At 68.1% G+C, this 15,750-nt stretch carries 12 protein-coding genes; 6 read left to right on the top strand and 6 right to left on the bottom strand.

Going from position 1 to position 15,750, the window contains the following annotated elements; genetic code table 11:
- Positions 1 to 4 precede the first annotated feature (4 nt).
- Positions 5 to 730 carry a ribosome assembly factor SBDS gene (locus BM282_RS05865; RefSeq protein WP_089877888.1) on the top strand — a complete coding sequence of 242 codons (726 nt, stop codon included), beginning with the start codon at positions 5 to 7 and terminating at the stop codon, positions 728 to 730.
- 33 nt (positions 731 to 763) lie between these two features.
- Here the strand turns inward: BM282_RS05865 and BM282_RS05860 are convergent, their stop codons facing one another.
- Positions 764 to 1,096, bottom strand: coding sequence for an FUN14 domain-containing protein (locus tag BM282_RS05860; RefSeq protein ID WP_089877885.1), 333 nt, complete (start codon positions 1,094 to 1,096; stop codon positions 764 to 766).
- 283 nt (positions 1,097 to 1,379) lie between these two features.
- Here BM282_RS05860 and hflX point away from each other — a divergent pair, with 283 nt between their 5' ends.
- The gene (gene hflX, locus BM282_RS05855) at positions 1,380 to 2,738 is read left to right on the top strand and encodes a GTPase HflX (protein ID WP_089879432.1); all 1,359 of its coding nucleotides are present in this window, start codon (positions 1,380 to 1,382) and stop codon (positions 2,736 to 2,738) included.
- 57 nt (positions 2,739 to 2,795) lie between these two features.
- Here hflX and BM282_RS05850 read toward each other — a convergent pair whose 3' ends face one another.
- From BM282_RS05850 to BM282_RS05840, 3 genes are all read right to left on the bottom strand, one after another.
- Positions 2,796 to 5,963, bottom strand: coding sequence for a PGF-pre-PGF domain-containing protein (locus BM282_RS05850; protein ID WP_089877883.1), 3,168 nt, complete (start codon positions 5,961 to 5,963; stop codon positions 2,796 to 2,798).
- A gap of 139 nt (positions 5,964 to 6,102) precedes the next feature.
- Positions 6,103 to 6,615, bottom strand: a complete 513-nt coding sequence (moaC, locus tag BM282_RS05845; RefSeq protein WP_394327786.1) for a cyclic pyranopterin monophosphate synthase MoaC — start codon at positions 6,613 to 6,615, stop codon at positions 6,103 to 6,105.
- Complete coding sequence (locus tag BM282_RS05840) at positions 6,612 to 8,045, bottom strand: NAD(P)H-hydrate dehydratase (RefSeq protein ID WP_089877880.1); 1,434 nt, start codon at positions 8,043 to 8,045, stop codon at positions 6,612 to 6,614. The genes moaC and BM282_RS05840 overlap by 4 nt, the downstream gene beginning before the upstream one ends.
- A 149-nt stretch (positions 8,046 to 8,194) precedes the next feature.
- Between BM282_RS05840 and BM282_RS05835 the strand changes: the two genes are divergently transcribed.
- The 4 genes from BM282_RS05835 to BM282_RS05820 all read left to right on the top strand — a co-directional run bounded on the left by BM282_RS05835 (position 8,195) and on the right by BM282_RS05820 (position 13,988).
- A complete protein-coding gene (locus tag BM282_RS05835; RefSeq protein WP_089877878.1) occupies positions 8,195 to 9,376 on the top strand; it encodes an MFS transporter in 1,182 nt (393 codons plus the stop codon).
- 72 nt (positions 9,377 to 9,448) lie between these two features.
- On the top strand, positions 9,449 to 10,069 hold the full coding sequence (locus tag BM282_RS05830; protein ID WP_089877875.1) for a helix-turn-helix domain-containing protein: 621 nt from the start codon (positions 9,449 to 9,451) through the stop codon (positions 10,067 to 10,069).
- Positions 10,070 to 10,072: 3 nt separating this feature from the next.
- Positions 10,073 to 11,590: a S8 family serine peptidase gene (locus BM282_RS05825; protein WP_245758316.1), complete on the top strand. Its 1,518-nt coding sequence runs from the start codon at positions 10,073 to 10,075 to the stop codon at positions 11,588 to 11,590.
- Positions 11,591 to 11,636: 46 nt separating this feature from the next.
- Positions 11,637 to 13,988: an ATP-dependent DNA helicase gene (locus tag BM282_RS05820; RefSeq protein WP_089877872.1), complete on the top strand. Its 2,352-nt coding sequence runs from the start codon at positions 11,637 to 11,639 to the stop codon at positions 13,986 to 13,988.
- A 29-nt stretch (positions 13,989 to 14,017) separates the two neighbouring features.
- On the opposite strand, the gene BM282_RS05815 is transcribed toward BM282_RS05820, so the two are convergent.
- Complete coding sequence (locus BM282_RS05815; protein WP_089879425.1) at positions 14,018 to 14,200, bottom strand: DUF7576 family protein; 183 nt, start codon at positions 14,198 to 14,200, stop codon at positions 14,018 to 14,020.
- A gap of 57 nt (positions 14,201 to 14,257) precedes the next feature.
- On the bottom strand, positions 14,258 to 15,634 hold the full coding sequence (locus BM282_RS05810; protein ID WP_089877869.1) for a CRTAC1 family protein: 1,377 nt from the start codon (positions 15,632 to 15,634) through the stop codon (positions 14,258 to 14,260).
- Positions 15,635 to 15,750 lie beyond the last annotated feature (116 nt).

Raw genomic sequence — 15,750 nt, 5'->3', positions numbered from 1 at the left:
CTCTATGATTTCACTGGACGAAGCGGTGACCGCCCGACTCGAATCCCACGGCGAACGGTTCGAGGTACTCGTCGACCCCGACGCGGCACTCGCCATCAAGCGAGGCGAGTTCGACGGGGAGCTAGAAGACGTCATCGCGGCCGAAGACGTCTTCGAGGACGCCTCGCGCGGCGACCGACCCGCAGAAGAGGACTTAGAGACGGTGTTCGGGACGACGGACCCGATGGAGATTATCCCGGAAGTCGTCAAGCGCGGCGAGATTCAGATCACCTCCGAGCAGCGAAAGGAGATGCAAGAGCAGAAACGAAAACAGCTCATCAACACCATCGCGCGGAACGCCGTCAACCCGCAGATGGACAACGCGCCGCACCCGCCGGACCGAATCGAACGCGCCCTCGAACAGGCCGGGTTCAAGGTCGACCCGATGGAGAAAGTCGAGACACAGGTCGACGAGGCCTTAGACGCCCTGCGTCCGGTCATCCCCATCCGGTTCGACGAGGTGACCATCGCCGTGCAGATACCCGCGAACTACGCCGGAAAGACGCAGGCGCAGGTCCGCGAGTACGGCGAGTTAGAGCGCGAAGAGTGGCAGAACGACGGGTCGTGGGTCGGCGTCGTCACCTTCCCGGCGGGGATGCAGAACGACTTCTACGACATGGTGAACGACTACACCTCCGGCGAGGCGGAGACGCGTATCGTGAAGGACAAAGACGAACTCAGCACGCGATAGCGGCGCGAAAATCGAACGACGACCCGACGACGACTATCCCTTCTTGAAGCCGACGAGGAAGCCGCCGGTGAACCCCGCGGAGATAGAGAGCGTCGAGAGGATGGTCGACACCCAACTCGGCGGCGTTCCGGTGGTGGCCGACTCCGTGGTCTTGAGGAGACCGGCGCTGAGTTTCTCCCAGTCGACGGTCAGTATCTCGCGGGATTCGAGGAACTTGAACAGCGCCAGTTCGAGACCGACGATGACGGCGACTATCTTCGCGACTTTCTTCGCCGCGAAACCGATGATACCGCCGATGACCGCACCGCTCCCGAACTCGAGTCCGAGGGAGGTTGGGTCGATGGACAGTTGTAGCGGGTCCGGCATAGCCCGACGTGGTTCGTCATCCGTAATAACCTTTGTGCGATTAGACAGGTTTGTAACTGGACTGGTCACGCTCGGAGAGATTCTACCCGGGGCGCGGGGAACTTACAAGTTCACGGATGCCCAACGCGGGGATATGGAACGGGCGGAGACGACGAGCGGCGAAATCGGGGTGACGGACCGACATCTCCGTTGACCGCCCCCGAGGAGCGTTCAAGTACGCCAGTCGCGTAGGACAGCTAGCAACCGTGCACCAGAGCGTCCAGTGGTCGAGCGGGTGGTCTCGATGAGCGACGGCACCGCGGCCGTCGTCGCCAAACGCGTCGACGCCGGAGAGTCGGCCGACCTGACGGAGATTTCCGACCTCGCGCGCGCCGCGGGGTACGACGTCGTCGGCGAACTCTCGCAGTCGCGAGACGAGGACGGCGCCTTCCACTTCGGCGAGGGGAAAGTCGACGAACTGACCGCCCTCGTCGCGGAGACGGACGCGGCGGCGGTCATCGTCGACAACAGACTCGGCCCGTACCAGACGTACAACATCGGCGGGAAACTCCCGCACGGCGTCGAAGTTATCGACCGCTTCACGCTCATCTTAGAGATATTCGCCCAACGGGCCAACACGCGGAAAGCGCAACTGCAGGTCGAACTCGCCGAACTCCGGTACGAACTCCCGCGCGCGGAGGCGAAGGCGTCGCTCGCGAAACGCGACGAGCGACCGGGGTTCATGGGTCTCGGCGAGTACGACGAGTCGCGCGAACGGGACATCAAGGCCCAGATTTCGCGCATCAAGAACGAACTCGACGCCATCGCGGAGAAAGAGGAGACGCGGCGCGAACAACGCCGCGAGTCCGGGTTCGACCTGGTCGCCCTCGCGGGCTACACGAACGCCGGGAAGTCCACGCTGATGCGCCGTCTCGCCGAGGACCTCGAAGTGGGCGAGAACGACGGTCTGCACCCCGATTTGGACCCGACCGCCGAGTCCGAAGACCGCCTGTTCACCACGCTGGGAACGACGACGCGCCGCGCCGAGACGGGCACGAGAGACGTCCTCCTCACCGACACCGTCGGATTCGTCTCGAACCTCCCGCACTGGTTGGTGGAGTCGTTCAAGTCCACGCTCGACTCGGTGTACCGCGCGGACCTGGTGCTCCTCGTCGTCGACGCCTCCGAACCCGTCGAGGAGATGCGGGACAAACTCGTCACCTGTCACGACACGCTGTACGAACGGAACGAAGCGCCCATCGTGACGGTGCTGAACAAGCGCGACGTCGTCGACGAGGGCGAACTCGACCGGAAGATGGACGCGCTTCGCGCCCTCGCGCCGAATCCCGTCGCCGTCTCGGGGTTGACCGGCGAGAACGTCGCCGAACTCGCCGCGCGCATCGAACGCGAACTCCCCGAGTGGCGCGAAGAGCGTCTCCTCCTCCCGATGTCCGACGACGCGATGAGTCTCGTCTCGTGGCTGTACGACCACGGTCACGTCGAGAACGAGGAGTACGACGGCGAGAACGTCCTCGTCGAGTTCGCCGCGCGCCCCGCTATCGTCGAGAAGGCGCGGGCGAAAGCCGCCGACGTGCAGTCGGGGACGACCCCCGAGGCGGAGGCGGAGGCGGAAGCGGAGACGGACGGCGGCTATCGCGAGTAGTCGGCGTCTCGCGTTCGTTCGGTGCGTTTCGGTACGATTCTCTTCCGTTCTCCGCCGCTACCGTCTCAGCCGTGCGACCACGGCCGTCAGCAGAATCGACACCAGCGCGACGGGTGCGCCGAATCCGGGAACGCCGGTCTCCGTCTCCGTCGGTCGGTCGGTCGACGCCGATTCGGTGGCAGTTGCCGTCTCCGCCGCGGTTTCGGTGGCCGTCTGCGTCGCGGTCTGTGCCGGCGTCTGCGTCTCGGTCGCGGACTCGTCTTCGCTGTCGCCGTCCGCTCGTTCGGACCCGACCGCGAACACGGAGAATCCGGGCGTCTCCGCCTCGTACGTCTCGTTACCGAGGTACGTCGTGTTCAGTCGCTGCCACTCGCCGTCGTGGTAGCGGTACAGGCGCACCTCCGAGGGCGAGATGCCGCGAGCGTCGAGTTTCGACGCGGGTACGTCGAACGTGATGGTCGCGTTCTCGACGGCGTCGTCCGTCGTCCCCGAGAGGTCGATGGAGACGTAGTCGATGGCACCGCCGGACGCGCCGTCGCCGTCACCGTCTTCGGCGGCGTCGCCTCTGTCCAGTTCGGGCGTTCCCTCCGGCACCTCCTCGTGCGAGGAGACGTTGACGCCGACTTCGGCGGCGTCGTCGGAGAGGTTCAGTCCGAGTTTCCGGACCTGTGACCGTTCGTTCGACCGATTCGTCGTCTCGTTCTCCGACTCGCCGTCGACGTTTTCGGTCGCGTTGGCGGCCTCCGCCGCGTTCACCGCCGTCTCGGAGGCGTTCAGGTCGGGAATTCGGAACTCGACCGTCTCGTTCGCCGAGGCGTTCGTCACCTTCGCAGACGCAGACCGGCCGTCGGCGGCGGGCGTCGCCTCGACGGTGCGTCGGTCGTCGGTGTCGTTCGAGTCCGTCGTGTCGGGCGTCTCTTCGACGGGTTGCGTGTCCGTCGAATCGTCCGAGTCGTCGGTGTCGTCTGTGTCATCGGTGTCACTCGGCGGACTACTCGTCGAGTCGCCGCCGTCGTCTCCCGTGTCGCCGGACGAATCGTCGCCGGAGGAACCGTCACCACTCGAACCGTCGTCCGCTCCGATAGCGGCCGCGTCGGGTGAGAGTTGGACCGTCCCCGTGGAGTACGTCGTCGGGAACGAGATGCGAACGTCGCCGTCGTCCGTGACCGTCGGAGACAGCGCCACGCCGTCGCCTTTGTACGTTCCGGCGAGCGTGTTCGGGTCGGAGACGCCCCACGTATCGAGGAGTTCTGCGGGAACGAGTGCCTCGTAGCGACCGGTGTTGTTCTCACCGTCCGTGGTCTCGTGCGGGGCCGCGAGTTCCACGTTCAGCGTCGGCGACCCGTTCACCATCCCCGGGTACGGGAACGTCGCCGACTGCGCGTCGCTGGCGACGACCATTCCGCTGATTCCGTCCATCGAGGTGGACTCGTTGTCGAGGAACGCCAAGGAGAACATCGGCGTGTAGGCGTGCGTCGCCACGTCCTGTTCCGCGGAGAGGTTCTCCCAGTCAGAGACCGACTTCGGCCCGTCGACCTTGTACGCGGCGTTTATCGGCTGTCCGACGACGGTCACTTCGTAGTCGTCGGAGGTGTTCTGGACGCTCCACGAGACGTTGTGCGCCGTCGCGAGGAGAACCGCGGGTTCGTACGAGTGCGGCACCGAGAGGACGACTTCGAACCGACTCGACTCGTCGAGACCGGAGCCGTTCAGGTTCTGCGGTCGGTCGCTCTCGAGCGTCTCGTACGTCAGGTCGAACTGCAGGAGGCCCCCGTCGTCGGAGGGGGCGATGGTGCTCGTTCCGAGTTCGGACGTGTTCGCCGTGCCGCCGACGTGCGTCAGCGACTCCATCGTCACGAGGGGTTCGAGCGTTATCTCGGGACCGGCGAAGTTGCCGGTCGAGAGGTTGTACGTCCGGTCGGTGTCGAAGTGCGCCGGGAAAGAGACGTTTATCGTTCCCTCGGCGGACTGGCCCGGTTTTACGGTGAACGTCCGCTGTGCGAGCGGCGTCGTGCGGAACTCGCTCGGGTAGAGGAAGACGGTGTGGTTCTCCACCGCGTCACCCGTGTTGTCGACGCGGACGGACACTTCGTGCGTCTGCGCTCGCTTGAGCGTCGTACTGGAGACGTTCACGCGCCCGACGGAGGTGTTTCCGACCACCTGGACCGTCGCCATCGAGAACGAGCCCGAGACTCGGTCGCCCGTCGAGTCGTTCACGACGTCCGTCTCCAGACGGTAGCTCCCGGCGGCGGGGCGGGCGGGGAGCGTGAACGTCGTCGTTCCGTTCAGCGTGGTCAGAGAGTCGTTGTAGGCCACGAGGCCGTTCGGACCCGAGAGCGTCAGGTTCGCGTCGGCGAGCGAGACGCTCCCGGTGAGGTTGACGCGGACGGGAACGTCGACGGATGCGTTGCGGTTCGCGTTCACTTTGTCCGGCATCCCGGTACACGGCGTGTACCACTGACACTGTCCGGACACGTCCGGCGTCGGCGCAGCGTCGTTCACGGCCACCGTCGTCGTCGGTTCGTCGTTGACGGTGAAGTTCACCGTCTGCCCGCGGTACTGTTCGGTGAACGTCACGGGGAGCGTGACGAACTGCGTCGAACTCGCCGGGACGGAGACGACGGTGCTGTTGAGTGCGTCGGCGTCGCCCGTCTCGGGGTAGGCCGCGACGCGGAACGTCTCCGCCGTCTCGCCCGTGTTGTTCAGTTCGACGAAGAGGTCCGTCGTGACGCCCGGCGCGACGGGCGTCGACGAGAGCGAGTACGAGTCGACGGTCACGTTCGAGGACGTGTGTACGACGGCGACGCCCTCGGCCTCGAACGCCGACTCGTCCTGGTCGTACGTTCGGACCCAGACGCGACGCGCGCCGTCGGCCTGCACGGGCGTGTCGCCGAACGCGGCGCCGCCGCCGTACGTCAGGTTTCGCTCGCCGGTGTCGCCGGTCAGGTCGGTGTCGTAATCCGTGGCGAACCCGGAGTCGTTGAGGAGCCAAAGCGTCGTGTTCGCCGGGTCGGACGCGCCGGTGACGTTGTACGCGACGGTCACGTTCGCGTCGGTACCGGGGTCCCACGTCGTCGTCGTGGCGTTCACGCCGGGGGACTGTCCGGGAACGGTCGGTGTCGGACCGTTCGCCGAAGCGAGTCCGGCGAATCCGACGGGACCCAACGACGCGAGTACGACTAGCGCGGCGACGGTGACGACCACCGCGCGGTCTCTCTGTTTCATTCTGTGAGAAATAGAGACTGTCTAGTATTTCAATATTTATGTAGTGGTATCAACTGCTGCGACTCCGTCGCCGAACCGCCCTCGGACCGGCACGCGGCGCTCTGGATGCGTTTCGAGAGAGCGCCGGTCAGCAGACGACCTACGCCTGCGATTTCTCTTTCGTCACCACGCGAACGTCTGAGATTCGCGTGTCGGGGTACTGCCCGTCTGCGTCTTTCTCGGCGGCTTTCACCATGTCCCAGACGACGTTCAGTCCGGTCGTGACGCCCTCCAACGCCTCCATCTCACATCCGGTCTTCCCCGTCGTCTCGACCGTCACCGAGAGCGTCACCCGGTCGTCTTCGACGTCGAACGCCGTCTCGACGTTCGTGACCGGAATCTGGTGACACATCGGGATGGTCTCCCACGTGTGCTTGACCGCCTGTATCGCCCCGATTCGCGCCGTCGCCAGCACGTCTCCCTTCCCGATCTGGTCGCCGCGAATCGCGTCGATGGTCGATTCCGTGAGGTGGATGGTTCCGCGCGCGACGGCCCGGCGTTGGGTGTCCGGCTTCGACCCCACGTCGACCATCTGCGCGTTCCCCTCCTCGTCGACGTGCGTCAGGTCCCGTTCGTCGGCGTCGGCCCCGTGGTTCTCGTTCGACACGGTCACTCCTCCCTCCGGAGCGCCGCGGGCAGTCTGTCCACGAGGTCCGTCGCGAGGAGGCCGTAGCCGTTCTCGGCGACGGCGTCGTCGCCCGCCCGTCCGTTCGCGTACGCGCCGACGGCGGCGGCGTGCAGTGGGGAGAGCACGCAGGCGAGCGCTCCCGTCGCGCCCGCGAGCACGTCGCCGGTACCGCCGACGGTCATCCCCGGGTTGCCGGTTCGGTTGACGCGCGTCTCCTCGCCGTCGGAGACGACGTCGTACGCGCCTTTCACGAGGAGGACGTGGCCGAGTTCCGCGGCGAACGACTCGACCAGTTCGGCTCGGTCCTGCCAGTCGTCGGCCGTCTCCCCGCCCATCTTCCGGAGTTCGCCCTGGTGGGGCGTACAGACAAGCGTCGCCTCGGTGTCCACCTCGGGGACGACCTGAAGCGCGTCGGCGTCGACGACGGCGGTTCCGCCGTACTCCGCGAGGAACTCGGCGACGGCTTCGAGCGTCTCGTCGTCGCCGCCGAGTCCGGGGCCGAAGACGGTCACGTCGTGGTCGCCGGCCAGTTCCACGAGCGAGTCGACGTTCTCCGGCCGGAGGTGGTCGCCGTCGAACGGGCGGACGATGAGGTTCTCGCTGTAGGCCTGTACCTCGCGGGCGACCGAGTCGGGACAGGCGACGCGGACGAGGTCTGCCCCGGCCCGAAGCGAGGCCTGCGCGGCGAGTGCGGGCGCGCCGGAGTACGGCCCGCCGCCGACGACGAGCACCTCGCCGTGGTCCCCTTTGTGGCTCTCTGACTCCCGCGAGAGCGACCGCAGGTCGCCGGGACCGGTGAACAGTTCCGCCGCGCGCGGGATGCCGATGTCGGCGACGGTCACCTCGGCGTCGAGCGAAGCGAGGCCGGGCTTCTCGTCGTGGAAGGTGACGACGTGGTCCGCGTCGACGGCGACGCCCTCCGCCTCGCCGGTGTCGGCGTCGACGCCCGACGGAACGTCCACGGCGACGACGGGCGCGTCGAGCGCGTTCATCCTCTCCGCGGCCGTCGCCTCCGGTTCACGGAGGGCACCCGTGACGCCGGTTCCGAGCATCGCGTCGACGACGACGTCGGGGGACCCGAGTTCGAGCGACTTCGAGTCCGTCACGACGCGCGCGTCGTACTCGGCTTCGTCGAGGGCCGCCCAGTTCTCGCGGGCGATGTCCGTGCTGATGCTCTCGGGGCGGCCGAGGAGGTGGACGGTCACGTCGTAGTCGTCGAGAAAGCGCGCGGCGACGAACGCGTCGCCGCCGTTGTTCCCCCGTCCGGCGACGACGGCGACGCTCGCGCCGGGGTCGGCGTGGTCGCGAACCGCGCGGGCGACGGCGTTTCCGCTGGACTCCATCAACTGCTTCCGCGGGACGCCGAGCGCCGCGGCGTTCTCGTCCACCGCGGCCATCCGGTCACTCGATATCATAGACGGCCGTTCGACGCGGGCCGTGGTAAAAGGGACGCCCGAGTCGGTCGGTCCGGTCCGCCCGGTTCGTCCCGCCCGTCGCGATTGGGTCGAGCCGCCTCGTTCGCCGCATCCACAACCTTCCTCACCCCCGTCGGAGAACTGTCGACGTGACCAGACGACTGTTCGGGACGCTCTGCGGGTTGGTCTTTCTCGTCAGCCTCGGGCGGACGGTGTTCGCGCCGTTGGTGGAGACGTTCCAGACGGAGTTCGGCGTCGGTACCGCCGCCGTCGGCGTCGTCACCACGCTCGTCTGGCTCGGGACCGCCCTCCCGCGAATCCCCGTCGGCTACCTCCTCACGCGCGTTCCCCGCCACCGCGTCGTCCTCGCGACGGGCGCGCTCCTCTCCGTCGCCGCCGGGTTCACCGCCACGGCGACGACGATTCGAACGCTCCAACTCGGCGCGTTCGGCATCGGCCTCGCCTCGGGGGGCTACTTCGTCGCAGCCATCCCGCTCGTCGGCGAACTCTACCCGGAGGCGGTGGGCCGCGCCATCGGCGTTCACGGGACGGCGGCCCAACTCGCGGCCGTCGCCGCGGCACCGATAGCCGTCGCCCTCGTGACCCTCGCCGACTGGCGCGCGACGTTCTGGGTGCTCGCCGTCCTCGCCGCCGTCGTCACCGCCGTCCTCGCGTACGCCGCGCGCGACGGCGACGGCGTGGACGCGACGGCCGCAGACAGGGACTTCCTCGGCGCGCTCCGCCACTGGCGACTGATGCTCGTCGGGATGCTGATGATAGCGACGGCGGGGTTCGTCTGGCAGGGCCTGTTCAACTTCTACGTCGTCTACCTCACGACGGCGAAGGCGTTCACGACGACGGAGGCGAGCACGATGCTCACCGTCGTCTTCGCGGCGGGCGTCCCGGCGTTCTGGCTCTCGGGCCGCCTCGCCGACCGGTTCCCCCGCGTCCCCTACATCATCGTCACCCTGAGCGTCTACGTCGCCGCCCTGTTGGCGCTCACCGAGGTGACGGGCTTTCTCGCCGTCCTCGCCGTCACCACGGTCATCGGCTACACCATCCACAGCCTCTTTCCGGCGCTCGACGCGTGGCTTCTCGACACGCTCCCGGCCGACGTTCGGGGAAGCGCCTACGCCGTGTTCAGCGGGGCGTCGCTCCTGCTCGAAGCGAACGGGAGCGGTGCAGTCGGGTTCTTGACAGACGCCGGATACGCGTTCGACGCCGTGTTCCGGACCTTCGCGCTCGGCCTCGTCGCCGTCGTCGCCCTGCTCACCGTCCTCTACGTCCTCGGCTTCGTCCCCGGTACCGAACGTCGGACCGCGGCGGAGTGACGGCGCTCTGTGCGGTCTCTCCGTCGTATCACGTCCGAAATATTTACTACTCGCACGTTTGAACGGTAAAGCATGGCAGGGTTGCTACCGTCTGACGCGGACGTCTCCGACGTCGACGCGGACGCGGACGGTGACCTCCGGGTCCTCTGGTTGGACGACGAGGAGGCAGAGCAACTCATCGGGTGTCTCTCCTCGGACACCGCACGCGACACGTTCGCCGCCCTCCAACGGCGTCCCTCGACCGCCTCGGAACTCGCAGACTCGGTCGACACCTCCCTGCAGAACGTCCGGCACCACCTCGACAACCTCCGGAACGCGGGCCTCGTCCGCGTCGCCGACACCCGGTACTCGGTGAAGGGGCGCGAAATGAAGGTGTACGCCCCAACGCAGGACTCGCTCGTCGTCTGCGTCGGCGGCACCGACGACAAGGACTCGTTTCTCGACGGGTTGGGAAAGTACGTCGGCGCGGGTGCGGTCCTGTTCGTCGCCGCGTTCCTCGTCCAGTCGCTGTTCGGCGCGGGCGTCGTCGACCTCGGCGGCCCCGGGTCGGCACCTCGCGTGACCGACAGTCTCGGCGGCGGCGCGGAACCGCTCTTGGGTCTGCTCCCGCCGGGCGCGGCGTTCCTCGCCGGGGGACTCGTCGTCCTCGGCGTCCTCCTCGCCGTTCGGGCGTACGAGTCCCGCGCGGAGTAGCCCATGAGTGACGCGTCGGCGGCAGACACGCGAGGACAGGCCACCGTCGTGGTCGTGAGCCTCCTCCTCGTCGTCTCGACGCTCGTCCCGGTCAGCGTCTTTCTCACCGGCGGCACCATCGACCCGACGACGGGCGACGACGTCCCCGACATCGACACCGCCGACGTGCCCGAGTCGACGGTTCCGGACGCCGAAACGCGGCGCGAGGCCCGCACGAGACAACAGATTCGAGACCGTCTCGGCGTGGTCGACCAACGCGACGCCCTCCGGTCCGTCGGCGCGTTCGAGGCGCACACCCACGGCGTCACCGGGGCGGGCGTCACCGTCGGCGTCGTCGGCAAATCGTTCGCCTCCGACGCCGAGAGCATCGAGACGCGCGTCGGCGGTCACGAACGTTTCGGCGGACGACGGCGGGCGAACGTCGACACCGGACACGGCACCGCCGTCGCCGAGATAGTCGCCAACACCGCGCCCGAGTCGACGCTCTACCTCGCCGCCGTCGGCGAGGAACCGACGACCGACCGCTACGACGACGCCGTCCGGTGGTTGGTCGAACGCGACGTGGACGTCGTCGTCGACGCCGGGAGTTACTTCCCGAAGACGGCGAACGACTCGGCCAGTCTCTCGCAGACGGCGCAGTACGCCATCGACAACGGCGTCATCTACGTCACCTCGGCCGGAAACTATGCCGGCCACCACTGGTCGGGCACCGGCACCGAGTCGGGGTGGGTGACGTTCGCCGGCGAGACGCAGGCGAACGCACTCGGCGACGGCCCCCTCTCGGGTCGCGTCTCGCTCCGGGCGCAGTGGGACTCGCGGGCCGACTACGACCTCTATCTCTACCGTGACCTGCCCGGGTCGGACGACCCGGTGGTCGCGAAGTCGACGCGGCGACGGTTCGGCGGGATGGAAGCGATAGACGTCGTCGTCCCGCGCGGCCAGTACTACCTCGCCGTCTACGCGCACGACGGCGTCTCCGACCCCGGGACGGTACAGGTGTTCTCGGCCCGACACCGCCTCGCCACGACGGACGCCGTCGGAAGCGTCGCCGCGCCGACGACGGGCGCGGGTATCATCACCGTCGGCGCAGTCGGCCCCGACGACACCGTCCGGTCGTACAGTTCGCTCGGCGCGGACGGCACCGTCGACCTCTCGGCGCCCGACGGCGTCGAGACGGACTCGGTGGGGGCGTTCTACGGCACGTCCGCGGCGACGCCGTTCGTCGGCGGCGCGGCGGCACTCGTCGCCTCCCAAGGCAATTTCACGCCCGCCGAGACGGAGTACATCCTCGAACGGACGAGTCGAGAGAACGGCCTGAACGCCTACGCCGCGGTGTCGGCGGCGTCGCGACCGTTCGACGTGCCCGAGTCGGCCGTGACCGGGCGGCCGGGCGGCGCGCGCGCCGAGACGCCTGCGAACGCGACGGTTCCCGCGAACGCGACGGTGTCTGCGAACGCGACCGTCTCCGCGAACCGAACCGCGACGGACGACGCGAACGCGACGGCGGCGCGGGCACCGTAGGCGGCGAACGTTCAAGTACCGGGAGGCGGCCAGCACCGACATCCCTATGACCACCGCGGCGCGAGTGAGGCGCGTGAACTGGCAGGCCGTGTTCGGCCACTCCGAACCGTATCCAGAGCAAGCCGACGGCATCGAGGCGGCCATCGACGTCGCCGAGGACGACGGCTTCCTCGTCGTCGAAGGCGCGTGCGGAACCGGGAAGACGATGCTCGCCCTGACGGCGGGTATCGACCGGGTCCGCGACCCCGATTCGGAGTACGAACGAGTGCTGGTCCTCACGAGCGTCAAGCAACAGCTCAGACAGTTCGAAGAGGACCTGCGAACGATAAACGACGGCCTGCCCGAGGACTGGCGACCCGTCTCCGGACTCACCCTCGTCGGGAAGGCGGACGTCTGCCCGTACAGCAGAGAGAACGTCGCCGGTATCGACGACACCACGGTGTACGACCGCTGTGAGGGGCTCAGAGAGCGAACGCGAAACCTCGTTGGAGAGGGGGGTCTCGCCTCCACGGGCAAACTAGTGAAGGAAGCGCGAGCGGCCCAGACGGGACTGCTCGACACCGGGAGTTCCGGGAGCGGCCCGAACTATCTGGAGACGGCGGGCGAACCGACGCCGTACCTCCCGGAGACGGCCGAGTACGAGGACACCGAGTACTGTCCGTTCTACGCGACGTACCTCGACGACCTGCCGGAGGACGGCGACCCCGTGGAAGCCGTCCCGTTCGACGTGACGGAGTTGGGTCTCGTCGACACCGACGAGTTGGTCCGTCTCGCGGCGGGGTACGGCACCTGCCCGCACTCGGTGATGGGCGCGGTCCTCCCCCATGTCGAAGTCGTCGTCGGAAACTACTACCACGCGTTCGACCCGACGACGGTGGGGTCGTTCACGGGCGCACTCGTCGACGACTCGACGTTCGTCGTCTGCGACGAGGCGCACATGCTCGAACCGCGCGTCCGCGAACTCGTCAGCGACGGCGTCGGCGACGCCACCCTCCGCGACGCGGAGAACGAGTTGACGCGCGTCATCCAACCCGTCGAGTTCGAGAGCGACGGGAAGGAGACGGCGGACGCGGACCTCGTCCGCGGCGAACTCGAAGACAGCGACGTGACCCTCCGCGAACTGAAGGAGACGCGCGACTTCGTGCGCGACGTGCGCGAGGAACTCGACCGGCGGGTGACCGCGCACTTGGACCGGACGCTCCCCGACTGGCGAGCGGACCTCACCCGTCTGCACGACGACGAGATTCCGCTGCGAGACCCCGAAGAACCGGGCGAGGACGAGTTGACCGCGTGGGCCGACTCCGAGGGCTACGACGAGGGGACGTGGGTCCGCGCCGAGACGGTCGGCGCCGTCGTCGCCCGCGTCCTGAACAGCGCCGAGGAGGAGGACAGACGCCGCGCCGCGCCCGGCGTGGGTCGTCTCCTCGCGAACTGGGCGCGGGCGGACCACACCGGCTACTTCCGCGAGATAGAACTCGACCGGACGTGGGACGAGACGGCCAGAGAAGACTCGTGGCGGCGCGCGTACAACGCCCATCTCGCGCTTCACAACTGCGTCCCGGGCGACGCCATCGCCGAGCGACTGGGCGAGTTCGGCGGCGGCGTCCTCATGTCCGCGACGCTCGAACCCCTCGACGTGTTCCGGGAGGTGACGGGGCTGAACGCCCTCGAAGCGGACGGACGCCCCGTCGTCGGACGGACGTACGGACTCGGCTTCCCGGAGGAAAATCGCGCGTCGTTCGCAGTCGACGTGCCGAAGTTCACCTACGAGAACCGCGGGCCGCCCGGCGAGGAGAACGAGACGCGACGGGCGTACGTCGACGCCTGCGCCGAGATAGCGCGTTCGCCGGGGAACGTCCTCGTCGGGATGCCGAGTTACGCCGAGGCCGAGTGGATGGCGGGCGAACTCGACTCTCGACTCACGAAGACCGTCCTCTTGGACGAGGCGTCCGACGACGGGGCCACGGAGCGACTGAAAGCCGACTTCTTCGGCGGCGAGGAGAAGGTGCTCGTGACGAGTCTGCGCGGCACCCTCACCGAAGGAGTCGACTACCGCGGCGACAGACTGTCGGCGGCCGTCGTCTGCGGCGTCCCCATCATTAACACGTCGAGTCCCCGAACGCGGGCGGTGAAGACGGCGTACGATAGAAAGTTCGGCGACGGGTTCGAGGCGGCCCTCACCGTCCCGGCCGTCCGGAAGGCCAGACAGGCCATCGGACGCGTCATCCGCGGGTCCGACGAGGTGGGCATCCGCGCGTTCGTGGACGCACGCTACGCTCGCGACTCGTGGAACAGCGTGCGCGAGTACTTCCCCGCGGAGGAGCGAGACGAGTTCTCGCCGGTCAGTCCGGACATGCTCCGGTTCGGCGTCGAGCGGTTCTGGTCGTCCGTCGAGTAGCCGGCGGGCGAGTGCGCCGACGAGCGGCGTTACTCCGCGAACGCGTCGCGGCAGTCGTCCGAACAGAAGTGGCGATGCTGGACGCGGCCGTCTTCCACCCACGTGACGACGCGATGCGTCGGCGACTGAACGATTGGGTCGCCACAGTTTGCACAGGTCGGTGCGTCCGCTTCGTCGATATCCTCCCCGAGGTCGGACGTCGGGTCTACCATCTCTCCGACGAGACTCGCCGGACGCACTTCACTCCGACTCAGGTGGCGGAACTTGCCTCACGTCTCGCGGGTCGCCGGATGCGAGACCGTCAGTTCGGTCTCCGTCGCTCGCGTCTCGACGACCCGTTCGCGGCCGTCCGGCCACCTGACGCGAATCTCCCGCGGGTCTGCGAACGGCGCGGTGTCGCCGCCGAGGCCGAAGTGCGCGACCGGTTCGGTCTGGCAGAGATAGCCCGACCCGCCGCAGACGAGACGCGTCTGGGTGCCGCGGTCGGTCGTCAACGAGACGACGGCGTTGCGCGCGGGCGCGCCGTGTTCGGTCAGCGGACGGACGCGAAGCCACGCGTTGTCGGTCGGTGCGGCGTACATCGACAGCGGTTGCGACCCGATTTCGCCGTGGACGACGAACAGTTCGAGCGTTCCGTCGCCGTCCACGTCGCAGATGGTCGCCCCGGTTCCGAGGCCACGAGGTTCTCTGGCGGCCCCGGGGTCGGTGCCCTGCCACTCTCCGTCCCGGCGGCGGAGCAGGCGATTCGGCGCGCCCATCGCGTTCGTGAACACCTCACAGCGGCCGTCGTTGTCGAAGTCGGCCGCGATGACGGTCCGCGTCCGCGTCGGCGTCGCCCACTCCTCGGGCGCGACGTCGACGAACGAGTCGCCGCGACGCTCGAAGATTCGGTTCGGCCCCTCCCAGTTGCCGACCACGAGGTCGAACCGGCCGTCGCCGTCCGGGTCGACGAGGGCGACGCCGCGGGCGTGTTCGTCGCGGGCGTCTAACCCGAAGTCGGGAGCGACGTCGGTGAAGTGTCCACCGTCGTTCCGGAGGAGGTAGTTCGGCCCGCGTTCGTTCCCGACGAACACGTCCGTGCGGTCCGAGACGATGGGTCCGGGGACGAGCGAACGCCCGCCAGTGAGGAAGTCGACGCCGACGGACTCGGCCAGGTCGGTTACCTCGCCGTCGTCGCCGAGTTCGTAGAAGCGCATCGGGGCCCCGTAGCACGCGAGGAGAAGACCGTACCGACCGGTCCCGAGACGGTCGACGGCCGCCACCGACCGCCCGGCGCGGACGTTCTCGCGGCCCGCGTTCACCGGGAGGGCGAAGACGTCCCGCCACCCCGTCGGCGTCGGGTCGTACAGGCGGTCCATCTCCGTGGCGATGCCGCCGTAGGCGTCGCTGTTGTGGACGTACACCTCCTCCTCGCCGTCGGCGTCCACGTCGGCGGCGACGACGCCGAACGCGTGGCCGTGCGGGTCCGTGAGCGACTCCGGCGTGGCGTCCGCCAGTCCGGTCGTTCCCTCCGCGGCGAGGACGCGGTTGTCGGTTCCGTACCCGCCAACGAAGACGCGAGGGCCGTCCGGTCCGGTCGTCACGGCCGCGCCGTAACCCTTGAACGGCGTCCTATCGGGGAGGCGGCCGGAACGGTCCTCGAACATACCCCCCTCTCTGAGGTGAACACCGAAAAACGTCAGGGTCGAACGAACGCCTCGTCCGCCCGAGCGACGGATCTAGTCCTCGACGAGAATATCGAGAGCAGTAGATAGTTTTCGAG

It is taken from the genome of Halogeometricum limi (assembly GCF_900115785.1).
In the GTDB taxonomy this organism is placed as follows: domain Archaea; phylum Halobacteriota; class Halobacteria; order Halobacteriales; family Haloferacaceae; genus Halogeometricum; species Halogeometricum limi.
The sequence above is the reverse complement of the archived record's forward strand: the minus strand, read 5'-3'. Positions and strand labels throughout refer to the sequence as shown.